The 23,681-nt window shown below is 41.7% G+C and carries 26 protein-coding genes; 9 read left to right on the top strand and 17 right to left on the bottom strand.

What is annotated here, in order from left to right; all coding sequences use genetic code 11:
- Nucleotides 1–41: 41 nt before the first annotated feature.
- The 4 genes from J4E06_RS00370 to J4E06_RS00355 form a co-directional block, all read right to left on the bottom strand.
- Nucleotides 42–1,115 carry a DUF3810 domain-containing protein gene (locus J4E06_RS00370; RefSeq protein ID WP_349522063.1) on the bottom strand — a complete coding sequence of 358 codons (1,074 nt, stop codon included), beginning with the start codon at nucleotides 1,113–1,115 and terminating at the stop codon, nucleotides 42–44.
- 105 nt (nucleotides 1,116–1,220) lie between these two features.
- The gene (locus tag J4E06_RS00365) at nucleotides 1,221–2,324 is read right to left on the bottom strand and encodes a peptidylprolyl isomerase (RefSeq protein WP_349522062.1); all 1,104 of its coding nucleotides are present in this window, start codon (nucleotides 2,322–2,324) and stop codon (nucleotides 1,221–1,223) included.
- Between the two features lie 11 nt (nucleotides 2,325–2,335).
- Nucleotides 2,336–2,884 carry a gliding motility-associated peptidyl-prolyl isomerase GldI gene (gene gldI / locus J4E06_RS00360; protein ID WP_349522061.1) on the bottom strand — a complete coding sequence of 183 codons (549 nt, stop codon included), beginning with the start codon at nucleotides 2,882–2,884 and terminating at the stop codon, nucleotides 2,336–2,338.
- Nucleotides 2,881–3,897, bottom strand: coding sequence for a DHH family phosphoesterase (locus J4E06_RS00355; RefSeq protein WP_349522060.1), 1,017 nt, complete (start codon nucleotides 3,895–3,897; stop codon nucleotides 2,881–2,883). Before J4E06_RS00355 ends, gldI begins: the two co-directional genes overlap by 4 nt.
- A gap of 74 nt (nucleotides 3,898–3,971) precedes the next feature.
- Between J4E06_RS00355 and J4E06_RS00350 the strand changes: the two genes are divergently transcribed.
- Entirely contained in the window at nucleotides 3,972–5,006 is a 1,035-nt protein-coding gene (locus tag J4E06_RS00350; RefSeq protein ID WP_349522059.1) for an alkaline phosphatase D family protein, read from the top strand.
- A gap of 49 nt (nucleotides 5,007–5,055) precedes the next feature.
- On the top strand, nucleotides 5,056–5,475 hold the full coding sequence (locus tag J4E06_RS00345) for a nucleoside-diphosphate kinase (protein ID WP_100815890.1): 420 nt from the start codon (nucleotides 5,056–5,058) through the stop codon (nucleotides 5,473–5,475).
- Nucleotides 5,476–5,820: 345 nt separating this feature from the next.
- Here the strand turns inward: J4E06_RS00345 and J4E06_RS00340 are convergent, their stop codons facing one another.
- The 3 genes from J4E06_RS00340 to recF are packed head-to-tail and all read right to left on the bottom strand — an operon-like array spanning nucleotide 5,821 to nucleotide 7,623.
- Nucleotides 5,821–6,117: a DciA family protein gene (locus tag J4E06_RS00340; RefSeq protein WP_349522058.1), complete on the bottom strand. Its 297-nt coding sequence runs from the start codon at nucleotides 6,115–6,117 to the stop codon at nucleotides 5,821–5,823.
- Nucleotides 6,117–6,539, bottom strand: a complete 423-nt coding sequence (locus J4E06_RS00335; protein ID WP_349522057.1) for a hypothetical protein — start codon at nucleotides 6,537–6,539, stop codon at nucleotides 6,117–6,119. Before J4E06_RS00335 ends, J4E06_RS00340 begins: the two co-directional genes overlap by 1 nt.
- A gap of 4 nt (nucleotides 6,540–6,543) precedes the next feature.
- The gene (gene recF, locus J4E06_RS00330) at nucleotides 6,544–7,623 is read right to left on the bottom strand and encodes a DNA replication/repair protein RecF (RefSeq protein ID WP_349522056.1); all 1,080 of its coding nucleotides are present in this window, start codon (nucleotides 7,621–7,623) and stop codon (nucleotides 6,544–6,546) included.
- A gap of 127 nt (nucleotides 7,624–7,750) precedes the next feature.
- Here recF and J4E06_RS00325 point away from each other — a divergent pair, with 127 nt between their 5' ends.
- The 7 genes from J4E06_RS00325 (at nucleotide 7,751) to J4E06_RS00295 (ending at nucleotide 13,966) form a co-directional block, all read left to right on the top strand.
- On the top strand, nucleotides 7,751–8,512 hold the full coding sequence (locus tag J4E06_RS00325) for a tetratricopeptide repeat protein (RefSeq protein WP_349522055.1): 762 nt from the start codon (nucleotides 7,751–7,753) through the stop codon (nucleotides 8,510–8,512).
- A gap of 3 nt (nucleotides 8,513–8,515) precedes the next feature.
- On the top strand, nucleotides 8,516–8,998 hold the full coding sequence (gene ribH, locus J4E06_RS00320) for a 6,7-dimethyl-8-ribityllumazine synthase (RefSeq protein ID WP_349522054.1): 483 nt from the start codon (nucleotides 8,516–8,518) through the stop codon (nucleotides 8,996–8,998).
- A gap of 193 nt (nucleotides 8,999–9,191) precedes the next feature.
- Nucleotides 9,192–9,476, top strand: a complete 285-nt coding sequence (locus J4E06_RS00315; protein ID WP_349522053.1) for a riboflavin synthase subunit beta — start codon at nucleotides 9,192–9,194, stop codon at nucleotides 9,474–9,476.
- The gene (gene mutL, locus J4E06_RS00310; RefSeq protein WP_349522052.1) at nucleotides 9,476–11,326 is read left to right on the top strand and encodes a DNA mismatch repair endonuclease MutL; all 1,851 of its coding nucleotides are present in this window, start codon (nucleotides 9,476–9,478) and stop codon (nucleotides 11,324–11,326) included. The genes J4E06_RS00315 and mutL overlap by 1 nt, the downstream gene beginning before the upstream one ends.
- Nucleotides 11,327–12,061 (top strand): rhomboid family intramembrane serine protease, encoded by a 735-nt coding sequence (locus tag J4E06_RS00305; RefSeq protein WP_349522051.1) that lies wholly within the window; start codon nucleotides 11,327–11,329, stop codon nucleotides 12,059–12,061.
- 3 nt (nucleotides 12,062–12,064) lie between these two features.
- On the top strand, nucleotides 12,065–12,928 hold the full coding sequence (locus tag J4E06_RS00300) for a rhomboid family intramembrane serine protease (protein ID WP_349522050.1): 864 nt from the start codon (nucleotides 12,065–12,067) through the stop codon (nucleotides 12,926–12,928).
- Between the two features lie 3 nt (nucleotides 12,929–12,931).
- Complete coding sequence (locus J4E06_RS00295; RefSeq protein ID WP_349522049.1) at nucleotides 12,932–13,966, top strand: endonuclease/exonuclease/phosphatase family protein; 1,035 nt, start codon at nucleotides 12,932–12,934, stop codon at nucleotides 13,964–13,966.
- Here J4E06_RS00295 and J4E06_RS00290 read toward each other — a convergent pair.
- The 10 genes from J4E06_RS00290 to J4E06_RS00245 all read right to left on the bottom strand — a co-directional run bounded on the left by J4E06_RS00290 (nucleotide 13,955) and on the right by J4E06_RS00245 (nucleotide 23,680).
- Complete coding sequence (locus J4E06_RS00290; protein WP_349522048.1) at nucleotides 13,955–14,263, bottom strand: DUF6122 family protein; 309 nt, start codon at nucleotides 14,261–14,263, stop codon at nucleotides 13,955–13,957. The two genes, J4E06_RS00295 and J4E06_RS00290, sit on opposite strands and share 12 nt — an antisense overlap.
- Nucleotides 14,256–14,888: a WbqC family protein gene (locus J4E06_RS00285; RefSeq protein ID WP_349522047.1), complete on the bottom strand. Its 633-nt coding sequence runs from the start codon at nucleotides 14,886–14,888 to the stop codon at nucleotides 14,256–14,258. Before J4E06_RS00285 ends, J4E06_RS00290 begins: the two co-directional genes overlap by 8 nt.
- 24 nt (nucleotides 14,889–14,912) lie before the next feature.
- Nucleotides 14,913–16,652 carry a signal peptidase I gene (gene lepB / locus J4E06_RS00280; RefSeq protein WP_349522046.1) on the bottom strand — a complete coding sequence of 580 codons (1,740 nt, stop codon included), beginning with the start codon at nucleotides 16,650–16,652 and terminating at the stop codon, nucleotides 14,913–14,915.
- 48 nt (nucleotides 16,653–16,700) lie between these two features.
- Entirely contained in the window at nucleotides 16,701–17,402 is a 702-nt protein-coding gene (gene dapB, locus J4E06_RS00275; protein WP_349522045.1) for a 4-hydroxy-tetrahydrodipicolinate reductase, read from the bottom strand.
- 3 nt (nucleotides 17,403–17,405) lie between these two features.
- A complete protein-coding gene (locus J4E06_RS00270) occupies nucleotides 17,406–18,062 on the bottom strand; it encodes a DUF5683 domain-containing protein (protein WP_349522044.1) in 657 nt (218 codons plus the stop codon).
- The gene (locus J4E06_RS00265; protein WP_349522043.1) at nucleotides 18,055–18,960 is read right to left on the bottom strand and encodes a ParB/RepB/Spo0J family partition protein; all 906 of its coding nucleotides are present in this window, start codon (nucleotides 18,958–18,960) and stop codon (nucleotides 18,055–18,057) included. The genes J4E06_RS00270 and J4E06_RS00265 overlap by 8 nt, the downstream gene beginning before the upstream one ends.
- A complete protein-coding gene (locus J4E06_RS00260) occupies nucleotides 18,961–19,734 on the bottom strand; it encodes a ParA family protein (protein ID WP_014031590.1) in 774 nt (257 codons plus the stop codon). It lies immediately after the preceding gene.
- 134 nt (nucleotides 19,735–19,868) lie between these two features.
- Nucleotides 19,869–21,977 carry a methylmalonyl-CoA mutase gene (gene scpA, locus J4E06_RS00255; RefSeq protein WP_349522042.1) on the bottom strand — a complete coding sequence of 703 codons (2,109 nt, stop codon included), beginning with the start codon at nucleotides 21,975–21,977 and terminating at the stop codon, nucleotides 19,869–19,871.
- Nucleotides 21,970–23,355 carry a methylmalonyl-CoA mutase subunit beta gene (locus tag J4E06_RS00250; RefSeq protein ID WP_349522041.1) on the bottom strand — a complete coding sequence of 462 codons (1,386 nt, stop codon included), beginning with the start codon at nucleotides 23,353–23,355 and terminating at the stop codon, nucleotides 21,970–21,972. Before J4E06_RS00250 ends, scpA begins: the two co-directional genes overlap by 8 nt.
- A complete protein-coding gene (locus J4E06_RS00245) occupies nucleotides 23,348–23,680 on the bottom strand; it encodes an FtsB family cell division protein (RefSeq protein ID WP_349522040.1) in 333 nt (110 codons plus the stop codon). Before J4E06_RS00245 ends, J4E06_RS00250 begins: the two co-directional genes overlap by 8 nt.
- Nucleotide 23,681 lies beyond the last annotated feature (1 nt).

Below are 23,681 nucleotides of genomic sequence, written 5' to 3'. Positions count from 1 at the left end.
GTCGGTTTAAAGATAACCTTTGTGAGAGGACTCTACAAGTTTCAATCCTGCCGAAAATGCTGTTTTCGGTGGTTAATGATGAGTCCCACGACGGCATTGTAACTTTTTATACCGTCTTTTTGGTTGTTCACCTTTAAAAAAGTGTTGAACACGGATTTGAAGATGGGTTCCATAGGGTTCTCATATTTTTTCCAAAAATCACGCAATTCATTAAAATTTTCTTTCACTCCTGGGTTAATGGTCACCACAAGAGCATTGTATACTTCTTCATCTTTATAGAAAAGGTCGGTAAGGCAATACCCTAGCGCATGATTGTAAGCCGAATATTTAAAGTAGGGGTCTTTGCTTTGCGAGGTGACCAAATACCCGATAAAATTGGTGGCTCCTTCGGCGGAATACCCCAATTGATGCCCAACTTCGTGCCCGCTCACGGTGGGCAACCTAAATTTCGGGGTAATCCCATTTACTTGTGCCTCATTGGTGAACGGGTTAAGATAGCCACCGTACCCCATGAACGTTAATGGAACGCTGTAGATGGATGATTTTAAGCTTTTATGTTCATAATCAAAATCGGGATACTGCTTTGCAAAGTTGCCATAAGCTTCTTCCGTTTTGGCGAAAATTTCTTTTTTGGAGTAGGGGATGTGCACGGGAGAGATAGTATCCCCGGTCAACTCCAATTGATATTGGTTCGTTTTTGCAATGATGAACTGGGTCAACTCAACCAATTCGTCAACGGTATATTCACGTTCAATACCCAATTTCCAGTTGATGGGCTGGCGGTGGTAATTCATGCCCCAAAGCAGATGAAAGGCAAAATACGCGATGGACAACACAACAACAATATCCTTTAGGAACAAAAACGGTTTTTGCTTGATGCTTTTCCAATGTTTGTACACGTATCGAATGGCCAAAATGGCCAGTGCTGTGTAGATCAAATCTCCAAAGGAAAATGGAATCCAGCCGAACAAAATCCTTAAAAAACCTGAAACATGGGGGTATATGCCATTACTGTAGTATTCCTCAACAAAGTTGGGGTAGCTACTGAGCCACTTTACCAATAGTATTTGTATTGGCAGGGCAATTGCGATTATGGTCTTGGTTTTTTGTCCCATCAAATTGGCGGCAAGGTGATACGAGATTCCCTGTGAAGCTTGGAATACATAAAAAAAACCGCACAGAAAAGTACGGTTTTTTTAGATTGCATTATTTGAGTTTTACTATTGGATTCCTACAACTTCCACATCAAAAACCAAAGTGGAGCCACCAGGAATAGGTCCATAATCGTTATCGCCATATCCTAGGTGTGGAGGGATGAATAAACGTACCTTGTCACCAACTTTCATAGTCAACAAACCTTCGCGGAAACCAGCGGCCAATTGTGCATCGGGGCTGTAATCCATAGGGAAAGGTTGGTAACCACCTTGATCTCTTCTTCCAGGGTTCAATTGGTTGAATTGTTCGGCAATTTCTTGAATATTGCTATCGAATAAGTCCCCATTGAACAACCATCCGGCATAGTTGACCAATACTTTTTGACCTACTTTGGGCTGTTCTCCGTCTCCTTCTTTCAGTTTTAAAATACGCAAACCACTAGAGGTTTCTTCAGCTTCATCAATTTGTTCGGTAAATTGGGCCGCCAAATCTTCCTTCATTTTTTTGAATGCTTCTTCGGCTGCTTTGGCTTCCTCGAAGTAATCGCTCATAATTTGAACGGCATCAAACTGTCGCGCCTCTTTGCCATTGCGTACAATTTCCACGTGGTCCATTACAACATCGGTGGTTGGCTTATCACCAGCGCCGGTTTCAACGTTGGCAATGGTGTCCACTACATCCATTCCGGCGACCACTTCACCAAAAACGGTGTGTTTGTCATCCAGCCAAGGCGTTGCCTTGTGGGTGATAAAAAATTGGCTGCTATTGGTCTTGGGGCCTCTATTGGCCATGGAAAGGATTCCTTTTTTGGAGTGTCTCAACGAATCGTTGAACTCATCTTTAAAGGTATACCCTATGTTTCCGCTTCCTGTCCCGGTCGGGTCCCCACCCTGAATCATAAAATCCTTTATGATTCTATGGAAAACAATCCCGTCATAGAACTTTTTGTCCTTGTACTCATCGTTCACAAATGGGTTTTTGCCTTCGGCCAAGGATACAAAGTTGGCCACGGTAACAGGCGTTTTTTTGTATTCCAATTGGATGATGATATCTCCCTTCGTTGTCTGGATGTCAGCAAAAATTCCATCGCCCAAATCCGCATACTTGCTCGATTTACATCCTATGATCACTAGGAGAAATAATGGTATGATGTAAAATAATTTCTTCATTGCTTATGAATTTAGTTTAAACTGTCGTTATCTATTATGATTGTATGTAATTCTACTGATGATTTAAGTGGTGTTTTGGGACCAATGGCCTTATTGTCTCCTTGATAGCCGAAGGCTAGGGGAGATGGGAACAAAAATGTAACTTTCTCGTTTATTTTTAAGAGTTTCACTGCATTTTGAAGCCCGGGGAACAACTGTTGCTTGTCTATGACGTGAGAAGTTGGCCCTATTTCTTCTACAGTATATATGGTATCGTTGCGGAGGCTCATCAGATTATAGGAAAACAAAATTTGATCGCCGGTTTTTGGTCGATAAGTTGCCGTATCGTTCTTCGACTCGTAATAGTACCAAAATCCATCTGGACTAGACAGGTATTGGTGAGCGGTATCCTTGGAGATGATTTCCTGAATGGCCTCTTCCTCTGCGGCCAATAATTTTTTGGTACGTTCAATGGACTCCTTGTAAAAACTGCCCGATTTAACCTCTACAGGTTTTCTTGGTTCTGGACCTCCACAGCTCGCAACCATTGCAGTCAAAAGTATAGCTAGCAAAAATCTCATGGGTTCAATTTAGTTTTATAGGTTTTCAAAATCTCATTGAATTTAGAGATGGTCTTCTCCATGCTCACTTCACTTCTTCCACCAGCAGCATTGGTATGTCCGCCCCCGTTAAAATGTTCCCGAGCAAATTCGTTCACGGAAAAATCACCAACGGAACGCAACGAAATTTTGATAATGCCTTCTTCGCGGTTTTCTATAAAAATGAGCGCAAAAATAATACCTTCCAAAGTTAGCCCATAATTTACGAAGCCTTCAGTGTCCCCCTTGCTAAAATCATATTGGTCCAATTCATCTTGGCTGAGGGTAATGTATGCTGTTCTGTATTCGGGCAGGATAACCATATTGCTCAGAGCAACACCCAACAAATGCAAGCGGGAGGGAGAATTGGTGTCAAAAACTTTTTGATGGATTTCCATATTGTTGGCACCCTTGTCAATAAGTTCGGCTACCACCCGATGCGTTTTGCTGGATGTTGAACGATATTTAAAAGAGCCGGTATCCGTCATAATGCCCGTGTACAAATTGGTGGCCATATCGGCATCAATATGCTTGGTTTCACCCAAAAAGTCGATGAAGTTGTAGACCATTTCACAGGTAGAGCTCATCGAAACATCTGAATAGGTCACCTTGGCATAATCACTCGGCTGTTGGTGATGATCTATCATAATAAAATCAGCCTCCGCTTCTTGCAAAACAGATTCCATTTGACCAACTCGGGAAAGGTCGTTAAAGTCCAAGGTAAAAATTACCGTAGCGTCATTTATGGTCTCTTTAGCTTTAGCGTTTTCCCTTTCAAAATTGATAACGGTATTGTTCCATGGCATCCATTTCAGGAATTTTGGGTAGTCGTTGGGCGCAACAACCTGCACTGAGTGCCCTTTCGCTTTTAAAAAACCATAGAGCGCCAAACAGGAACCCATAGCATCACCATCGGGGTTTCTGTGGGGTATAATTGCTATCTTCTGAGGTTGGGAAAGAATCGACTTTACTGTCGTGATATCCACTGAATTCATGCGGCCAAATATACAATAATATAATATAGAGGTAACTCGGTTTCTCCGTATTTTTGATCGAATAAAAACACATTATGAAACAATGTTACATTTTCTTGGCAGCCTTGATTCTGTTTTCTGCCTGTAAAAAGAAGGAGCGGAAAGCAGCGGAATCCCCGGCAAAATCAACCCCCGATTTTGTAGTGGCCTTTGGGTCTTGCAATATGTCGCAAGAACCCAATCCTTTTTGGGACGATATTTTGGAGGAACACCCCAACGTGTGGATTTGGGGCGGTGATATTGTCTATGCGGATACGGATGATGTGGAAAGATTGCGCGCGATTTATGCGATGCAGGACACGGTTGCGGGCTATGCTGAATTGAAAAAACAGGTGCCTGTAATCGGAACATGGGACGATCACGATTTTGGCATTAATGATGGTGGCTCTGATTTCTCCATAAAGGCCGAAAGCCAACAAGTGTTTTTGGATTTTATGGGAGTGCCCGAAGATAGTGAGCGAAGAAATCAAGAGGGGGTGTATGCTTCCCACGAGTACAAGGTTCCAACTGGAAAAGTGAAAGTTATTGTGTTGGATACCCGCTATTTTAGAAGTGAGCTTATCAAAGATGAGGATTCCAAAAAAAGGTATCAACCCACTACGGATTCTACCGCAACCGTACTTGGGGAAACACAATGGCAATGGTTGGAGAACGAACTCAACCAATCTGATGCTGATTTCAATTTGATCATGTCAAGCATTCAGGTGCTTTCGGGTGAGCACGGTTTCGAAACCTGGGGCAATTTTCCATTGGAAGTTCAAAAACTTGAAAGTATGATTGCCAAATCGGGGGCGAAAGGTGTGATAGTCTTATCGGGAGACCGACACATTTCCGAATTCTCCAAAACGAATATTGATGGGCTATCCTATCCGTTGGTAGACTTTACCAGCAGCGGACTTACCCATTCCTATTCTAGTTTTAGTGGAGAGCCCAATCAGTATCGCGTAGGGGAGGTGGTTTCAGAGAAAAGTTACGGTGTAATTGCCTTTGATTTTGAAAAAAAGGAAGCCGATATGAAGATGAAAGGAGATAATGGCGTAGTGCTTCAAGAACTAAAACAAACCTATTGAGCCTTGTACCTTGGGCGAAAAAGCTTAAGTTTGCGCAAAATTTAAAAAAATGACTGGAAATAGAACATTTACCATGATTAAGCCTGACGCCGTTGAAAACGGGTACATTGGTGCAATTTTGGATAAAATTACGGCTGCTGGTTTTAAGATTGTGGCCATGAAGTTTACACAATTGAGCAAGAGGGATGCCGAAATATTCTATGCCATCCACAAAGAGCGTCCATTTTTTGGCGAATTGGTGGAGTTTATGACAAGGGGACCCATTGTGGCCGCTATTTTGGAAAAAGACAATGCAGTGGATGATTTTCGTGCATTGATCGGTGCTACCAACCCAGAGGAAGCTGCCGAAGGAACCATCAGAAAATTGTATGCTGCCAGTATTGGTGAAAATGCAGTACACGGTTCCGATAGTGATGAAAACGCTGCTATAGAGGGTGCTTTTCATTTCTCAGGAAGGGAAATTTACTAATCGCGATACAAAGATATTTTAGTGGAAGCCACCTTTTTGGGTGGCTTTTTTATGTATTCCGAACTGGTTGCGGAATCTCATGAATCGGATTGGAATGAATTGTCATTCCGTGCCTGACACGGAATCTCATAAATACTAAAGTGAGATGCTGAAACAAGTTAAGCATGACGAACTGCGCTAGATTTCTCTTCGCTTACCTCTGTCGAAATGACTGTGTTGAGGTTATCTGTGATTTTGAGCAAAGCGAAAAATCTATAAAGTCAATAATTGATGGTTGTTCTCGATTGCTCCTTCGACTGCGCTCAGAGTGACAGCTCAGGATGACAACTCGAACTGACATTTCGATTACCTTAAAACCAACTTTTTCACCAGTTCTTTACCTAATTCTTCATTGATCATCTTAATTATCTTGGACTTGCCCAAACTCAATTCTTCGCGCAGAACGGAAGAGGAGAGCGAGATAAAAAGCGTTTCGTTTCTTAGTTCAACCGCTGTGGTGTAGTTGTTTACACCATTGCCCATTAGTTTTACCCAAGCTTCTCTGGCATCCACCCTGTCCATACCTTTTTGGAGCTTGTTCTCTTGGATAAACTCGCTCAAAGCTTCGCTTAATGGGATGTGGGAACTATGTCTTTTGGCCATTACTGTGGGATTTTGATGGGTTCAAAGCGTTTGTACCTGTAGGTTACCCCTTCTTGATTGATTACCGAAAAGGTTAATGAATCCAATCGCACCAGTTTTTCCTCCCATTCACTAAACTCGCTTTCATAATATAGGGTGAATCTTTCATTGGATTGGGCTATGGTGAAACGTTCCACGTCTTTGGAAGTGTCGTAGGTGCCATCAAATTTAGGCTTCATTTTTTTTCGATAGCCTTCATTTTTTTTCAAATGGATGAAATCGATGTTAGTATTCAAACCATATTCCTTGATGGACCCATCAGGGAATTCTACTTCGGATATTTCCCAATAGCCGTTCAAATAATGCAAATCATCTTCGTTTACAGATGAATCATTACATCCCCAGAGCATTAAAACCAATAATATGGAAAGGATTCGTCTCATAAAGCTACAAGGTAAAAATTTTATAGCTCTGATGAATGTTTTTAACTACATCTTCTGTTCTGTCGGCGTGCGTGTCGCTGATAAAAATTTGTCCAAAATTATCATCCTTCACCAATCCGACGATGTGAGAAACCCTGTTTTCGTCCAATTTATCAAAAATATCATCCAATAATAGAATCGGGGTGGTGTCCGCCAATTGTTTGATAAAATGAAACTGCGCCAGTTTCAAGGCAATCAAAAAAGATTTTTGCTGCCCTTGGCTCCCAAATTTTTTGATGGGATGCCCCGCAATCGTGAAGCTGAGATCATCTTTATGTACGCCCACGGAAGTGTATTGCAATGCCCTGTCTTTTTCAATATTCTTTTCCAAGAGTTTCAAAAGGGTATCATCGCTCAACTGACTTTCATAGGAGAGGTCGATTTGCTCATCTTTTTCGGAGATATTTTGATACTGTTCCTTAAAAATGGGCATGAAAGCCTCGATAAATTCTACCCTTTTTTGATGGATTGCCGTTCCCAAGGCGTTCATCTGCTCGTTGTAAATACTCAGGGTATCACGGTCAAAAGTACGGTTGGCGGCAAAATATTTGAGCAGGGAGTTTCGCTGCGAAACCACCTTGTTGTATTTGATGAGATTTTGCAGATATACCTTGTCCGATTGCGAAATCACACCATCCATAAACTTCCTTCGGGTCTCGCTCCCTTCCAAAATAAGGTCACGGTCAGAGGGGGAAATAATCACTAAAGGCAGAAAACCAATGTGTTCGGAAAACTTTTCATAGGGTTTATCATTGCGTTTGATGACTTTTTTGGTGCCTTTTTTAAAAGAACAGAGTATTTTTTCCGTCCTGTTGTGCTTCTCAAATTCCCCTTCCACCACAAAAAATTCCGTACCGTGCTTTATGTTCTGCGTAGAAACCGGATTAAAGTAACTTTTACCGAAGCATAAGTGGTAAATGGCGTCCAAAACATTGGTCTTTCCCACCCCGTTGTCGCCCACCAAACAGTTGATCACAGGGTCGAAATCCAGCGTCTTGGAATCAAAATTTTTGTAATTGACTAAAGATAAATGTCTTAAAAACATAAAATGCTAGAGAAACAATTTGGAATTAAAAGGTAACCCCTCCAAAACGGGATTCCAAAAATAACGAATAAATTACCTTTTGGTTTTGGATAAAAACTTTATTTTTGCGCGACCAATTAAATGACGGATGGCAACATACAAGAAGAGAGGCTTTAAGCCAAAAAATAAGGAAGAGGAAGCTAAGTTAGAAGAACACGACAGCACAACAGCTGAAGTTTTCAACACTTTGGACGAAGGAGCTTCCAAAACCGAAGAGTGGGTTCAGAAGAACCAAAACTACATTTTGGGCGTTATTGGTGTAATTGCCGTGGGTGTTTTGGCCTACCTGGGTTACCACCAATTCATTCAGAACCCGAAAGAAGCTGCTGCAGCAAACGAACTTTTTTATCCACAACAATATTTTGATCAAGCTCTGGCAAGTGAAACTGAGAAGGATTCTTTGTTCACATTGGCATTGAACGGCGCCCAAGGTAAATATGGTTTCTTGGACATTATCGAGGAATACAGTGGTACCAAAGCAGCCAACTTGGCCCAGTATTCTGCAGGAATGACCTATTTGAATTTGAAGCAATATGATCAGGCTGTTGCTCATTTGGAGGACTTTTCTTCCGATGATGACATTATGGGAGCTATGGCCAAAGGTGGAATTGGAGATGCTTTTTCTCAATTAAACCAGCCTGAAGATGCTTTGGACTACTACGAAAAAGCCATTGCACATAGTGATAATGAGTTTACCGCACCAAGATTTTTGCACAAAGCTGGTGTTGTGGCCTTGGAACTTGGGGAAAAAAGTAAAGCTTTTGGGTACTTTGAGCGAATCAAAGAAGAATATCCCAACTCACAAGAAGCCAATGGTGTTGAAGCCCTAATTGGATTGGCGCAAAACTAAAAGATGGCCACAGAGAATAAAAACTTATCCATTTACGATAAAAACAAAATCCCAAACGCGAAGAACCTTCGGTTTGGGATTGTTGTTTCTGAATGGAACGGGGAAATCACTGAAGCGCTTTACCAAGGTGCCGAAGAAGCCCTTTTGGATTGCGGGGCACTACCTGAAAATGTGCTTCGATGGAACATACCGGGTAGTTTTGAACTGACTTTCGGTTGTAAAAAAATGATTCAAACGGAAAAGGTTGACGCCATTGTTGCTATTGGCAGCGTTATCCGTGGCGAAACAAGTCATTTTGATTTTGTTTGCAGCGCCACCGCACAAGGCATAAAAGACTTGAACGTTGCGTATGATGTGCCTGTAATATTTTGTGTGTTGACGGATGATAACATTGAGCAGTCCAGGGCCAGGAGTGGGGGCAAGCACGGCAACAAAGGAACCGAAGCGGCCATTGCCGCCATACAAATGGCTGTGTTGGGCAAGTAAAAGTCAAGTTCAAGCTCAAGTTCAAGTTCAAGTTCAATACTTCGACAATCCAACTTCTGAACATCCAAGAATCCAATAAGGTCAATCCCCTGGTTGCACAAATATCCAGATAGTTGTTAACATTTTTTGGGACAAACGTCGAACCCTTTTTTTCTATTTTAAGTACCTTTGAGGTTACAGCGATAAGGATACCATGCGAAACCCTTTAAAACTTAGGAAAAATAAGAGCTTCGATTACTCCCCCAGATATTACAAGGGAGAAGGGAATCCTTATAAAATTGAGCACAAGCTTGATAAATTTCGAACTACGGCACATTCCAACAAAGGGCTAAAGAACAAGTTTACCTCTGCAATGGATGATTTACAGACCGAAGGAGATAAAAATTTGAAACTTCGTTTTTGGATTATTGTGGCCGTTTTGGTGTTGCTGTTCTTGTTTATCATCGATTTTGATCTATCAATATTCCTGAATCCATAATGGCGGACATTATTAAACTTCTACCGGACCATGTCGCTAACCAAATAGCAGCAGGGGAGGTGGTCCAACGGCCCGCTTCCGTAGTAAAGGAGCTAATGGAAAATGCCATAGATGCAGGTTCAACTTCTATAAAACTTATTGTAAAGGATGGTGGTAAAACCTTGATCCAAGTCGTTGACGATGGTTTAGGGATGAGCGAAACAGATGCTCGATTGTCTTTTGAGCGTCATGCCACCTCAAAAATATCATCAGCACAGGACTTGTTCAATCTGCAAACCAAAGGTTTTCGAGGCGAGGCATTAGCGTCCATTGCCGCAATTGCGCATGTTGATATGCAAACACGAACTGCTGACAACGAAGTGGGGACACATCTTAAAATTGAAGGCAGCAAGATTATCTCCCAAGATGTGGTGGCTACTCCGAAGGGAACCTCCATTTCCGTTAAAAACCTATTTTTCAATATACCGGCCAGGCGAAATTTTTTAAAGTCGAACCAAGTAGAGCTTCGTCATATTACAGATGAATTCCATCGTGTGGCCATGGTTCACCCGAGTATTGAGTTTCATTTTTACAATAATGGTGCTGAGATTTTCAATCTGCCCAGCACAAAACATCGTCAGCGCATTGTTCACATTTTTGGCAGTAAAATGGAGCATCGATTGGTGCCCGTTAACGAAGAGACCGATGTGGTGAAAGTTTCCGGATTTATATGCAAGCCCGAGTTTGCCAAAAAGAGCAGGGGAGAGCAATTCTTTTTTGCCAATAACCGATTCATTAAAAGCCCGTATTTACACCACGCAGTGGTCGCTGCTTTTGAAGGGTTGATAAAATCCGACACATATCCTGGATATTTTTTGTTTTTGGATGTGGACCCATCCTCTATCGATATCAACATTCACCCCACCAAAACCGAGGTGAAGTTTGATGATGAAAACACGCTGTACGCTATTTTACGATCTACCATAAAGCATAGCTTGGGGCAGTTCAATGTGGCTCCTGTATTGGATTTTGACCATGACCCCAACTTGGATACGCCATATTCTTACAAAGAAAAAGGTGCAGTCTTGCCCAAAGTAACGGTGGACAGCACGTTTAATCCTTTTGAGGAAAAAACGCCAAGCAAGGGCACTGGAAGAGGTAATTTCCACAAACAAAGCACCAAAGGTTGGGAGGACTTGTACGAAGGTCTAGGCAATCAAAATGACAACCAAGAGTTCAGTAGCGTTGTCATAGAATCCGAGAGCGAGGAACAAGGGACCTTGTATTCAGGTGAAGATATTGAAGATCATTTGGCGAGCACTTTTCAGCTGCGAAGAAAATATGTGGTGAGCACAGTTAAATCGGGAATGTTGGTCATCCATCAAAATAGAGCGCACGAACGCGTTCTATTTGAGAAATTTTTGGGTGAAATCACTGTCAAAGAAGGGGTAAGTCAACAATTGCTGTTTCCTTTGGAACTGACTTTTAACAAACAAGAGTTGGCCGTTCTCAAGGAGATAAAGGAAAGCCTGACAAATATTGGATTTGCTTTCCAGAGTTTGGAGGAAGAAACTGTAAAAGTGACAGGCGTGCCCATGATGGTCCCCGAAAGCGGAATTGGCACGGTATTGGATCGCTTAATTGCAGATTATATGGAGGGTTACTCCGATGGTTCCATTTCACAGGCCGAATTGTTGGCCAAGGCATTGAGTAGGAATTTGGCCGTAAGAACAGGGGATGTACTGGACCAAGAATCGCAATTGATCTTGGTAAATAATCTTTTTGCCTGCAAAGAGCCTAACTTAAGCCCTTTTCAAAAAATAACGTATACCATTATCTCCGAGGGGGATATTGATAAAAAATTCAATTAAATGGGTAGACTTACCGAGGCAGTAAAACATATACTGATCATTAATGTGATCATGTTTATTGCTACAAGCTTATATGGAGATCAGATGTACCAGTGGATGTCGCTCTGGTTTCCCAAAAACCCCAATTTTGAATGGTGGCAGGTCGTTACCCACATGTTTATGCATGGAAACTTTATGCATATTCTTTTTAATATGTATGCGCTTTGGGCTTTTGGTACGCCATTGGAGCGTATTTGGGGCAAGAACAAGTTTCTGTTCTTCTATTTTTCTGCGGGATTGGGTTCTGCAGCGTTGCACACGGGTGTAAATTATTTTCTTTTCAACGAAGGAATGAGTGCTTTGGAAGGTGCGGGAATTGCCCGTACACAGATTTTGGATATTTTGGCAAACGGGCAATATAGTCCTGGATGGTATGATATTGTTGGAAAAAGTACCGTAGATAGTATGTTAACAGCTTTCAACACCCCGGCGGTTGGGGCCTCGGGAGCTATTTATGGTATTTTGGTGGCTTTTGCATTTATGTATTCGGAGGCAAAACTGATGCTTATTTTTTTACCAGTACCGATAAAGGCTAAATACTTTGTACCGATTCTAATTGCGGTCGACCTTATTTTCGGGATAGGAAATGTGAATACAGGGGTAGCGCATTTTGCACACATAGGTGGGGCTTTGATTGGTTTTATAATGATGTGGTACTGGAAAAAGAACCAGTTCAACAATAATCGATGGGATTAACTTATGATGAATGGAGGACTTCGATATCAATTTGCCAGGCTTAGCATAGCCGAAAAACTGATTGCCATCAATGTGCTTATTTTATTGATTGATGGACTCTCTGGTGCATTGCTGGGGCAGTCGTTTTCCCATTGGTTCCATTTGCCCAAGGATTTTTTCGAGTTTTTGGCTCAGCCATGGTCTTTGGTTACGTACTCTTTCTTTCATGCAGGTTTCGGTCATATTTTTTGGAATATGCTGGTGCTTTACTTTTCCAGTCGAATCTTTTTGAACCTTTTTGATGCCCAACGCTTTATCAACGTTTACTTTTTAGGTTTGATATTGGGCGGATTGGTATTTCTGCTCAGCTATAATGTATTTCCGACTTTGGTCAACTCAAAAACTGCATTGATTGGAGCATCCGCAGGTGTGAACGCCGTACTTATTTTTGTTTGTGCCTATATTCCCAACCAAGAAGTTCGTGTTGTTTTCTTCAACATCAAACTATGGTATATTGGTGTGGCTTTGGTGGTCAAGGATTTAGTGCTGATTGGTATGGGAGACAACATTGGTGGTGGAATGGCCCATTTGGGCGGAGCATTTTTGGGATATATGTATGCTCGACAGTTATTTAAGGGCAATGACATAGGTGCTGGTTTCACCAAAATGAGAAATTCACTAGTAGACCTTTTTAAACCTAGAGAGAAGAAGGCACCTTTAAAGACCGTCTACAAGAAAAAAGCTGCAGCAAAAAGTAAGGAAGATTACGATAAACAGGCCAAACAGCGCAAAATTGACACGATTCTGGATAAAATAAGCAAGTCCGGTTATGAAAGCTTGTCCAAGGAAGAAAAAGACTTTTTGTTTAAAGCAGGTAAGGAAGACTGATAGGTGAAGAAATCGACTTCTATATGGGATAAGGTAGTTTTTGCAATTAATTTGCTGGTTGCGTTTCTGTTGATACTTACCGGGGTTATTTCATATGTGCCGTTACAGTTTTTTTCCGCAATTTCAGTCCTGAGTTTGGTGGTTCCCTTTCTTTTTGCTTTAAATACATTGCTTCTCCTGTATTGGATTGCTAGACTGAAAAGGAAGTTTTTAGTTTCTTTTGTCGCCATTTTACTAGGTTATTTAATGTTTGGGATATTCTATCGTTTTGGTGATAGTGGTTTTGCTCAAAAAAAGCCTTCTGACCTTAGTGTTATGTCCTATAATGTTTGGCATTTTAATATTAATGGCTGGATTCGGCAGCCAAAAGTTGGTGATAGTATAATTAATTTCATTAAGAGTAAGGATCCAGATGTTTTATTGATTCAAGAGCATAGTAGAAGGCGTTACAAGCAGCTAGAACAGTATAAATATCGGAGCGAGACTCCTCATTCAGATAGAGTTACTCAGGCAATATTTTCGAAATATCCAATAGTTAATAGCGGTTCTTTTGATTTACCCAATACAGGTAATAACATAATTTATGCGGATGTGTTGTTCAAAAAGGACACGATTAGGTTTTATAACCTACATTTAGAGTCTTTTAAGATTATACCAAGCACAGATAATTTTTCTGACGGCGAAAAGTATGAAAAAACGTATAAAAGATTAGTGGTAACTTTTTCCAAACAAATGGAACAAGCCGAAATATTCAGGAATCATCTTAACAAAAGTCCGTACAGAAACATTGTTTGTGGTGATTTTAATAACACGCAATTTTCCAATGTTTACAAAATTGTAAATGAGGGTTTGCAGGATACTTTTCTTGAGAAGGGTAAAGGTTTTGGTCGTACCTATGATTTATGGAAAATCCCACTACGTATTGACTATATATTGGCAGACCCTGAGTTTGAAGTACTCTCCCATCACAATTATGATGAAAGACTGTCCGATCATTACCCCATAATGGCTACATTGAGGCTAAAATCACATCAGTAGGCAATCCACGGAATCTGCGATAATGTGGATGATCAAGGCTAATCCCACAATTCTAGTTGGTTTTATGAACAGCAACAAACTGTATATTGCAATCGCCCAATAGCGGTGCAGTAAGTGAAAACCAATGCTGCAACGGTCGGCGTCGAAAAGTGGCGTGGCCCACAGATGATCTATATCAATAACAATTCCCGCGAGCAAAATCAAAGCCACCTTGACTCGATTGTCCTTAAAAAAGCAAACGGCGATCAAAATAGGGATTAAAAAGTGTATCCCGTAATGGAGTAGATGCCTAAGCATGTTTTAAATCCAAAGATAGACTTTTTAGGTAACTGAGCGTGTTGGTGCCCTCGTTGAACAGGAGATCAAGCACGCTTAAATTGGGGATGAATCCGTGTCGTTCCTCAAATACTTGGGTGTAAGGTTCGATGTTCCAGTCTTTTTCCTTTTTGGCCTCCACCAAAAAGCGGGTATCAAAATAGGTTATTGGTTCAACTTTGTACTTTTTAGTTTTTTCTGTTGGAATCTCTATTCCGATACAAGCCGCAACCGCTTCAATGGTTTTTAGATTGAATTCATAAAGCGAATTTTGGCTTCCCACATAAAGAGGTCTCAATTCATCTTCATAGAACTCAAAAAAAGGGGAGGTCCTATACGCGGTTTCCAAGGTACGCCAATGCTCTTTTTTCCAATTGTAACTGTTTTCGGTGCGCACATCAATATATTTTTGACGTCCTTCTTTTCCCCCTGTGTGTTTAATGGGGATATTGAGCATGTGTTTGCCCTTGTCCGTTGAAATATAGCACCGATTGCGATATGTCTGCTTCTGAAAATTATCATGGGCTTCCCAAACCACTTCATGCTGCACAATGGCCGCAAAAGTGGCAATGCTTGGAAAATATGTAGGGTGGAGCAGTATTTTCAAAGAACACTATAGTTTACGGTTAATCTAATCTTTGTTCTTCTTTCTCTTGCGTAGGAAATCAAAAATAAACCACCCCGCCAACAATGCGATAAAGTACCAAAAGTACGACACGGGTTCACCACTACCCCCAACGGTGGTAAATACACGGTCCCAACGAACCCTCCAATTGGCGATGCCTTGTCTAAAGTTGTCAAAACTCATCCAAAGAAATACCGGTTTGCCCACAATGTGGTCGGCGGGAACATAGCCCCAAGTTCTGCTGTCCTCGGAATGGTCGCGGTTGTCTCCCATCATCCAATAATAGTCTTGCTTAAATGTGTAGGAACTGACTTCCTCACCGTTAACGAGTACTTTGTTCCCGGTAACTTTTACGTCGTTGTGCTCGTAATCGCGGATGATTTTTTTGTAAAAAGGAATGGTTTTCGAGTTGATTTCCACCGTTGCACCTTCTTTCGGAATATAGATGGGTCCAAAGTTATCGTTGTTCCAAGGGTAAAGGCTGGGTTTTTGAGGAAATGCCCCACCATATTGCCCTTTCGGTTCGATGGTTTGTACTACAGAATCAATCGCAGGATTGTTTCTTAAGGACGAGACCATATCATGGGTTAGGTTGGCCATGCGAGAACGGGGTTTTTCCTCGGACAACGAAAGTCGCAATTGGCGAATTACATCGGTTGGAATGCCATTTTCCTGTGTGTAAAGCTCAATTTTTCCATTGTCGGTCGGTCTTGCCCCAGAAATATACGGGGCCAATCCATTATATTGGGATTCATTGATATTGGATGCTATGTATTTTCGAACGTAGTCAGAGGCATCAACCTCTTCCAAGTATTTACTGGAAACTCCATTTTGGGCATAAATATCATACATATACATAGGTTTTGCCCTATCCGATAGTATGAGTTGATCCCCGTTGATGTAAACATACCCATTGATAACTTCGAGAGAATCCCCAGGAGTTCCCACACATCGTTTTACGTAGTTTGATTTTTTATCGATGGGTTTTATTACGGCTTTTTGGGCCTTGAAGAACTGATACAAAGTATCAGCCGGCAAGCTGAATACCACAATGTCGTTTTTCTCTACCTTTTCAAAACCGGGCAAACGCATATAGGGTAGTTGCAATTTGTTTATCCAGGAAGTTTTATGGGTTTCTGGGTCTACGTCCGCCAAATATGACCTTGTTTTTAATACGGGAAGCGTATCATGAACCATAGGCGCGGCCAATGTGGTCATAGGTACTCGTGCACCAAAATGGAATTTGCTCACAAACAAAAAGTCACCAACACGCAAGGTACGTTCCAGCGAACCTGTTGGAATCACGTAGGGTTGAATGAAGTAGGTGTGTACAAAAGTGGCGGCGACAATGGCAAACACAATGGAACTCACCCATTCGCCCAATCCTGTTTTTGGTTTTAGGCTGCGGTCTTCAATATATTGTGCATCTTCAGCATAATTGATGTAATATATGTAAAGACCAAGTGTAAGGATGACCAACCAAGTATCTACAAGGGAATTTTTACCAAAACTTCTGATGGTTTCTACCCAAATCACGGGGAACATCAATAAATTGATGATAGGGATGAACAACAACAGCACCCACCACCATGGTCTATTAATGATTTTCATCAAAACAATGCCATTGTAAACAGGTATGGCGGCTTCCCATGCTTTTCTGCCTGCCTTAACGTAGAGTTTCCAAGTTCCCAAGAAATGGATAACTTGAATGATCAGGATAAAAATGATCCATTGTATACCGTCCATATAAAAAGTTTCTTTGTTAGACCCTTGGTCTACATTGTTGTTACGTTTTTAGCTTAGGTTTAACACATCTTTCATAGAGAAAACACCTATTTTTCCTTGTATCCATTCCGATGCTATGACAGCTCCAAGGGCAAAACCCTCCCTGTTGTGTGCTTCGTGTTTTATTTCGATGGTGTCCACGGGACTTCCATAGGCGATGCTATGCGTTCCCGGTACCGTACCTTCCCTTATGGATTTTATTGGGATGATTTTATCTCCAGATTTGTCCAATTCCCACTTTTCGTAGGGTGTGTTTTCAATAATGCCTTCAGCCAAGGTTATGGCTGTTCCACTTGGAGCGTCCAGTTTTTGGGTATGATGGATTTCTTCCATACCAACTTTGTATTGTTCCAACCCGGCCATCATTTTGGCTAGATGTTTATTGAGTTCAAAGAAAATATTTACGCCCAAACTAAAGTTAGAGGCGTAGATGAAAGCACTTTTATGCTCTTCACAAATGTTGACCGCTTCCGAAAATTTGTCCAACCATCCCGTGGTGCCACTAATGACGGGAACTTTGTTTTTAAAACAGTTGGTAATGTTATCAAAAGCAGCCTCTGGAGTGCTAAAATCAATAGCAACATCCATGGATTCGTAATCCACATCCTGCGAAGGATTATCAATTTTTGCTACAAGGGTATGGCCTCTATCCTGAGCGATTCGCTCAATCATCTTTCCCATTTTGCCATATCCAAACAGACCAATTTTCATATATCAAAACTTTATGACCATAGCCATCCCATAATTTGGCGAATAGGTAAGGGGGTTTATATCTAAATAAGGTTTGAAGTCAACGGCCAGATCATCACTAACGTTGTATTGTTTTAAGTGAGAGTCCACATTGGCATCTATAATGTTCAGGGCATAAAGAGCAATGGTAATGACCAAAGCCAAATCCCTATCCCGTTGTGTGTTTTCTTGAGCCTCCTGCAATGCTTCCGAAGATACATCGGGTCCGCTGCCATCACCGTTCAAGTCCCAAAATTCGTCATCTTCAAAACCAGCAAGTCGGCGCTTAAATGCATTTCTGGCCCTTCTGTACTCGGTGTTGTTGTAGGAATAGACATAAATGCCCGTTCCAATGGCTCCCCAAACTATGGGAGCTTTCCAGTAGCGTTTATTGTAAATTTGTCCCAAACCAGGAAGTATTGCCGAATAAAAGGCAGCTTTACTGGGTGCAAGAGGATTTATGTTCTCTTGTTTGGTGACATCTTCAAAAGTAACGCCTTCCCCTTCCATATTTTGTGCAATGGAATCCACCTCTGTGGTTTGCTGGGGCTGTTTTGTTTTTTCATTTTCCTCTTCTTCCTGAGAAAATCCTGAGTGAAACAACAAAAAGGCAAAGAACAATAAAAGGAGGTTTTTATTCACCTGTCAACAATTTTTTGATACGCTTAAAGTCTTCTTCCGAATGAAAGGGTATCACAATTTTTCCTTTTCCGTTTTTTGATGCGGTAATGTCCACTTTGGTGGCAAGCCGTTCTTTGATGGAATCCAAACTGTTGGAAACAAATTCGGGCACATTTGATGTGCTCTTTTTCTTTTCAGAACCTGAACTTTTAGGTTCTTTGTGGTCTTTTACCAATTGTTCGGTAGCTCTTACGGACAAACCCTCGGAAACTACTTTTTCGTAAATGGCGATCTGTTCTCTTTTCTTATCGATGTTGATAAGTGCCCTGCCGTGTCCCATACTGATAAATCCGTCCCGCATTCCCGTTTGGATAATGGGGTCCAGTTTCAACAAGCGTAAATAATTGGTGATGGTGGAACGTTTTTTTCCAACACGGTCACTCAACTTTTCTTGAGTGATTTCAATCTCGTCGATAAGTCGTTGGTAGGAAAGTGCTATTTCGATAGGGTCAAGGTCCTGTCTCTGGATGTTCTCCACCAAGGCCATCTCCAAGGACTCTTGGTCGTTGGCAATGCGGATGTAAGCTGGAATGGTCTCCAGTCCTACCAATTTGGAGGCACGGAACCTACGCTCACCAGAAACCAATTGGAATTTATTGAAATCGAGTTTCCTGACCGTTATCGGTTGTATAATGCCCAATTCACGAATGGAACTGGCCAATTCTTCAAGGTTTTCGTCGTTAAAATTGGAACGAGGCTGAAATGGGTTTACTTCAATGGAATTGATATCCAATTCCACTACATTGCCTATAACCTTATCCGCATTTTTATCAGAAACTGATTTAATATCGTTTTCTGGATCATTTAAAAGAGCGGACAGGCCTCTTCCCAGTGCCTGTTTTTTTGTTGCTTTCGCCATCTAAACTTTCTCCTTGTTTTTCTTCAAAATTTCGTTGGCTAAGTTAAGATAATTGGAGGCGCCTTTACTACTTGCATCATATTTTATGATGCTTTCGCCGTAACTTGGAGCTTCGCTCAGCCTAACGTTTCGCTGGATAATGGTATCAAAAACCATATCTGCGAAGTGTTTCTTCACTTCTTCAACAACTTGGTTGGAAAGGCGTAACCTGGAATCGTACATAGTCAACAACATTCCTTCGATGTCCAAATCGTTGTTGTGTATTTTTTGCACACTTTTTACGGTGTTCAATAGTTTGCCAAGACCTTCCAGGGCAAAATACTCACATTGGATGGGTATCATCACTGAATCGGCAGCAGTAAGTGCGTTCAAGGTCAACAATCCCAAAGAAGGCGCACAGTCTATCAATACAAAATCATACTTGTCGCCCAAATTTTTAAGGGCTTCTTTCATCATATATTCCCTATTGTCCTTGTCCACCAATTCAATCTCGATGGCAACGAGGTCAATGTGTGCTGGTACCAAATCCACATTTGGAGAATCCGTTGGAATGGTCACTTCTTCCACGCTCATGGTGTGTTCCAAAAGTTGGTATGTACCTTTTTCAATAGAGTCAACATCAACACCCAAACCCGATGTTGCATTGGCCTGGGGGTCGGCGTCAATCAATAACACCTTTTTTTCCAATACACCTAAGGAGGCTGCAAGGTTTACCGTAGTGGTAGTTTTACCTACACCGCCCTTTTGGTTTGCAATTGCAATAATCTTGCCCATTTCATAGTAAGTTAGGTGCTAAAAATACGATTATTTAGGATGCGATAAAATGTAATTTGTTAACAGGGGGTGAATAACCCCTGCATTCCACGTTAAAGAAAGTTAAAGTTTTATTTACGTGATTGTTATGCGGGTCAGTCCAACAAAATGTTGAGTATTTCCGTGGCAGCATCTGCAATTTTGGTACCGGGGCCGAAAACCGAGATGGCTCCGTTGTCCAATAAATGTTTGTAATCTTGCTTCGGAATTACGCCTCCAACGATGACCATAATGTCTTCCCGACCGTATTTTTTCAATTCCTGTACCACTTCTGGAACCAAGGTTTTATGCCCACCAGCTAGGGAGGAAATACCTAAAATATGGACGTCGTTTTCCACAGCTTGCTTTGCGACTTCGGCCGGTGTTTGGAACAAAGGCCCAATATCTACATCAAAACCTAGGTCGGCATAACCAGTGGCTACTACTTTGGCACCACGGTCGTGTCCATCCTGACCCATTTTAGCAACCATTATACGTGGTCTACGGCCTTCTTGCTCCGCAAACTTGTCCGCCAATTTGCGGGCATTCTCAAAGCTCTCGTCGTTATTAATTTCTTTGGAATACACTCCGGTAAAGGATTGAATTTTTGCTCGGTAGCGTCCAAAGGCACTTTCCATGGCATCACTGATTTCACCAAGGGTAGCACGCTTTTTGGCCGCTTCTACTGCTAAAGCTAACAAATTTCCACGGTCAGAGTTATTTTCCATAGCTTTTTTGGAAGTAACTCGGATGTCTTCAAGTGCTTTTTCCACAGCTTTGGAATCCCTACTGCTTCGAATTTGGTCAAGGCGAGCCATTTGTTGCTTGCGCACCTTCGCGTTGTCCACTTCCAAAATTTGCAGGTCGTCCTCGTTCTCCAATCTGTATTTGTTTACCCCAACTATAATATCCTGACCGCTATCGATACGTGCCTGTTTTTTGGCGGCAGCTTCTTCAATGCGCATTTTTGGAATACCTTTTTCAATGGCCTTCGTCATTCCGCCCAACTTTTCCACCTCTTGAATCAATTCCCAGGCATTTTCGGCTATTTCGTGGGTCAATCGTTCCACTTGATGACTTCCTGCCCACGGGTCTACTGTTTTTGTAATATAGGTTTCCTTTTGCAGATAGATTTGTGTGTTCCGCGCAATTCGTGCCGAGAAATCAGTAGGCAAGGCAATGGCTTCGTCCAAAGCGTTGGTATGAAGACTTTGCGTGCCTCCAAATACTGCCGCCATAGCCTCAATGGTAGTTCTGGCCACATTGTTGAAAGGGTCTTGTTCCGTCAAGCTCCATCCGCTGGTTTGGCTGTGGGTACGGAGCATCGATGATTTTGGGTTGGATGGATTGAATTGATCTACCAATTTGGCCCAGAGCATTCTTCCGGCACGCATTTTTGCAATCTCCGCAAAATGGTTCATTCCAATCCCCCAGAAAAATGAAAGTCTTGGCGCAAATTCATCAATTTTAAGCCCTGCTTTTATTCCAGTTCGGATGTACTCAATGCCATCGGCCAACGTATAGGCCAATTCCATGGATGCAGGGGCTCCTGCTTCGTGCATATGGTATCCAGAAATACTGATGCTGTTGAACCGCGGCATATTTTTACTGGTGAACTCAAAAATGTCCGCAACAATTTGCATGGACGGAGTGGGAGGGTAGATATAGGTGTTCCGCACCATAAATTCCTTCAAAATATCGTTTTGAATGGTTCCTGAAAGTTGGTCCATGGAAACACCCTGTTCAAGACCTGCCACAATATAAAAGGCCATGATTGGAATTACTGCACCGTTCATGGTCATGGAAACGGACATTTTGTCCAAAGGAATACCATTGAACAGGATTTTCATGTCCTCAACGGAATCTATAGCAACTCCTGCCTTGCCCACATCCCCGACTACGCGGTCGTTGTCCGAGTCGTAACCACGGTGGGTGGGGAGGTCAAATGCTACGGAAAGCCCTTTCTGTCCCGCTTCCAAGTTTCGTCGGTAAAACGCATTGCTTTCCTCAGCAGTGGAAAAACCTGCGTATTGACGTATGGTCCAAGGCCTGCTAACGTACATGGTGGAGTAGGGGCCACGAAGAAATGGGGAAATACCCGCGGCAAAGTTGGCGTGGCTATAGTTATGAGTTATGGGTTTTGAGTTATGAGTTTCATTCAACTCTGAACTCTGAACTCCTAACTTTGAACTTAATTCCAAATGTTGAAGGTCTTTTCTACTCATCGTTCAATCTTTTTTGTTCGGATGCTTCGGCCAATCTTTTTTCGATTATCGGCTCAATGATTGTTTTCCGCGCTTTGGTTTTTACAAAGGGGTAGAGTTCCAGATTATCCTTCATCCTATCTTGTGGATTCTGATATTTGTTGGTTCCTAGTGAAACTATCTTGCCTTCATCAAAAAGTTGTTGTTCCTTTTCGGCGCTTTCCTTTATTTTTCGTTGAACCATCCCTTTTTTTAAACTGTCCAGAAAACCCCCTGCTTTTTCAATCTGCTTAAAAAGCACCAAGGCTTTTTCCGTGAGTTGATTTGTGAGTGATTCAATATAATAAGTGCCATTAGCAAATTGTGAAGCTTCGATAAAGTAGCCTTCCTCTTTTAAAAGCAATAGTTGATTGCGTGCAATACGCTCACCAAATTCGTTGTCTTTATGGTAAATGGCATCATAGGCCATATTGCATACGCTATCTGCTCCCCCTAAAACTGCCGACATACATTCGGAGGTGGTGCGGAGCATATTCACATTATAGTCGTACAGGGTTTTGTTTCGTTTTGAGGGCACGGCCAAAATTGTACAATTACTTTTGATTCCATATTCCGCTGCCAGACTTTTCCATAACCATCGCAGCGCTTTGATTTTGGCTATTTCAAAGAAATAGTTGCTTCCCACGGCTACTTTAAAGGCGATGGGAAAAGACTTCTCGACTGCGCTCGAAGTGATAAGATGGTTGAGATATTCATTGGCATGCGCCAAACCATAGGCCAATTGTTGCACCATATTGGCTCCTGAATTTTGATAAAGGGACAGGTCAACTCCAATAATTGATATGTCCAAAGTGCCCAATGAAACCAATTCGGTCAATATCTCATGGTCCTTTTTCAAATCATGGTACCAGTTGCCATCTTTTGCCAAGTGACCAATAATGTCAATATTCAAATGGGCTTTTGCTTTTTTGTCTTTGAGAAGGGATACCAATTTTTTGATAGGTTCCAAGGCCAAAAACTCAAAATCGAAGTAGAGTTCCAGTCCTTCCAGATTGATACCCTCGAACAATGCTTCAAAATCGGTTTCCTCATTCGGAATGGTGAAAATCAAGCTTTCTGCGCCTTTTTCCAAGATTTCCAAGGCTTTCGCATTGGCTTTTTGAATATCACCGACATAAATGGATTGACCTACCGACCAATTGTGGTCTTTGGGCAAGGAATAAGTTGGAATGTTCTTTAGGTCTTCTTGATGGTAAAAGGGTTTAACATTGATGCCTTCCAAAGATTCCCAAACCAAGGTTTCGTTGTAATCGGCACCTTTGAGGTCCATTTGAATTTTTTGTTTCCATTGTTTAGCGGAAACTTCAGGAAACTCTTGAAATAGGTTGGTATTATTCATCTTGTTTGTTCTTTAGGCTATCTTCATATTCAATCAGGAATATTTCTTCATTGTCCTTTTTCATATAATATTTTTCGCGGGCCAGCTTTTCCAGCTCCCTTTCATCGGACATTTTTTCCAAGATTTCCTTGTCCTTTGCAATCTCACTTTTAAGGAACTCTTTTTCCTTTTCCAACTTATCTATTTCATTTTCCAGCTCCAAATGAATCATTAGGGAGTTCGTGTCAAAAAACGCCATCCAAATCACAAAAATGGTCAGCACCAAAATATAGGTGTTGGTCATAATCTTGAACCATTTCTTTTTTCTTAACTCCTTAAGGCCCATT

The organism is Allomuricauda sp. NFXS6, from assembly GCF_040148835.1.
Classification (GTDB): domain Bacteria; phylum Bacteroidota; class Bacteroidia; order Flavobacteriales; family Flavobacteriaceae; genus Flagellimonas.
Note: the sequence above shows the minus strand (reverse complement) of the source record. Positions and strands in the feature narration are given on the sequence as shown.

Coding starts and splice junctions, on each gene's coding strand:
- J4E06_RS00370 (WP_349522063.1), bottom strand. CDS start 1,115: ATGGGACAAAAAACCAAGACCATAATCGCAATTGCCCTGCCAATACAA.
- J4E06_RS00365 (WP_349522062.1), bottom strand. CDS start 2,324: ATGAAGAAATTATTTTACATCATACCATTATTTCTCCTAGTGATCATA.
- gldI (WP_349522061.1), bottom strand. CDS start 2,884: ATGAGATTTTTGCTAGCTATACTTTTGACTGCAATGGTTGCGAGCTGT.
- J4E06_RS00355 (WP_349522060.1), bottom strand. CDS start 3,897: ATGAATTCAGTGGATATCACGACAGTAAAGTCGATTCTTTCCCAACCT.
- J4E06_RS00350 (WP_349522059.1), top strand. CDS start 3,972: ATGAAACAATGTTACATTTTCTTGGCAGCCTTGATTCTGTTTTCTGCC.
- J4E06_RS00345 (WP_100815890.1), top strand. CDS start 5,056: ATGACTGGAAATAGAACATTTACCATGATTAAGCCTGACGCCGTTGAA.
- J4E06_RS00340 (WP_349522058.1), bottom strand. CDS start 6,117: ATGGCCAAAAGACATAGTTCCCACATCCCATTAAGCGAAGCTTTGAGC.
- J4E06_RS00335 (WP_349522057.1), bottom strand. CDS start 6,539: ATGAGACGAATCCTTTCCATATTATTGGTTTTAATGCTCTGGGGATGT.
- recF (WP_349522056.1), bottom strand. CDS start 7,623: ATGTTTTTAAGACATTTATCTTTAGTCAATTACAAAAATTTTGATTCC.
- J4E06_RS00325 (WP_349522055.1), top strand. CDS start 7,751: ATGGCAACATACAAGAAGAGAGGCTTTAAGCCAAAAAATAAGGAAGAG.
- ribH (WP_349522054.1), top strand. CDS start 8,516: ATGGCCACAGAGAATAAAAACTTATCCATTTACGATAAAAACAAAATC.
- J4E06_RS00315 (WP_349522053.1), top strand. CDS start 9,192: ATGCGAAACCCTTTAAAACTTAGGAAAAATAAGAGCTTCGATTACTCC.
- mutL (WP_349522052.1), top strand. CDS start 9,476: ATGGCGGACATTATTAAACTTCTACCGGACCATGTCGCTAACCAAATA.
- J4E06_RS00305 (WP_349522051.1), top strand. CDS start 11,327: ATGGGTAGACTTACCGAGGCAGTAAAACATATACTGATCATTAATGTG.
- J4E06_RS00300 (WP_349522050.1), top strand. CDS start 12,065: ATGATGAATGGAGGACTTCGATATCAATTTGCCAGGCTTAGCATAGCC.
- J4E06_RS00290 (WP_349522048.1), bottom strand. CDS start 14,263: ATGCTTAGGCATCTACTCCATTACGGGATACACTTTTTAATCCCTATT.
- lepB (WP_349522046.1), bottom strand. CDS start 16,652: ATGGACGGTATACAATGGATCATTTTTATCCTGATCATTCAAGTTATC.
- dapB (WP_349522045.1), bottom strand. CDS start 17,402: ATGAAAATTGGTCTGTTTGGATATGGCAAAATGGGAAAGATGATTGAG.
- J4E06_RS00265 (WP_349522043.1), bottom strand. CDS start 18,960: ATGGCGAAAGCAACAAAAAAACAGGCACTGGGAAGAGGCCTGTCCGCT.
- J4E06_RS00260 (WP_014031590.1), bottom strand. CDS start 19,734: ATGGGCAAGATTATTGCAATTGCAAACCAAAAGGGCGGTGTAGGTAAA.
- scpA (WP_349522042.1), bottom strand. CDS start 21,977: ATGAGTAGAAAAGACCTTCAACATTTGGAATTAAGTTCAAAGTTAGGA.
- J4E06_RS00250 (WP_349522041.1), bottom strand. CDS start 23,355: ATGAATAATACCAACCTATTTCAAGAGTTTCCTGAAGTTTCCGCTAAA.
- J4E06_RS00245 (WP_349522040.1), bottom strand. CDS start 23,680: ATGGGCCTTAAGGAGTTAAGAAAAAAGAAATGGTTCAAGATTATGACC.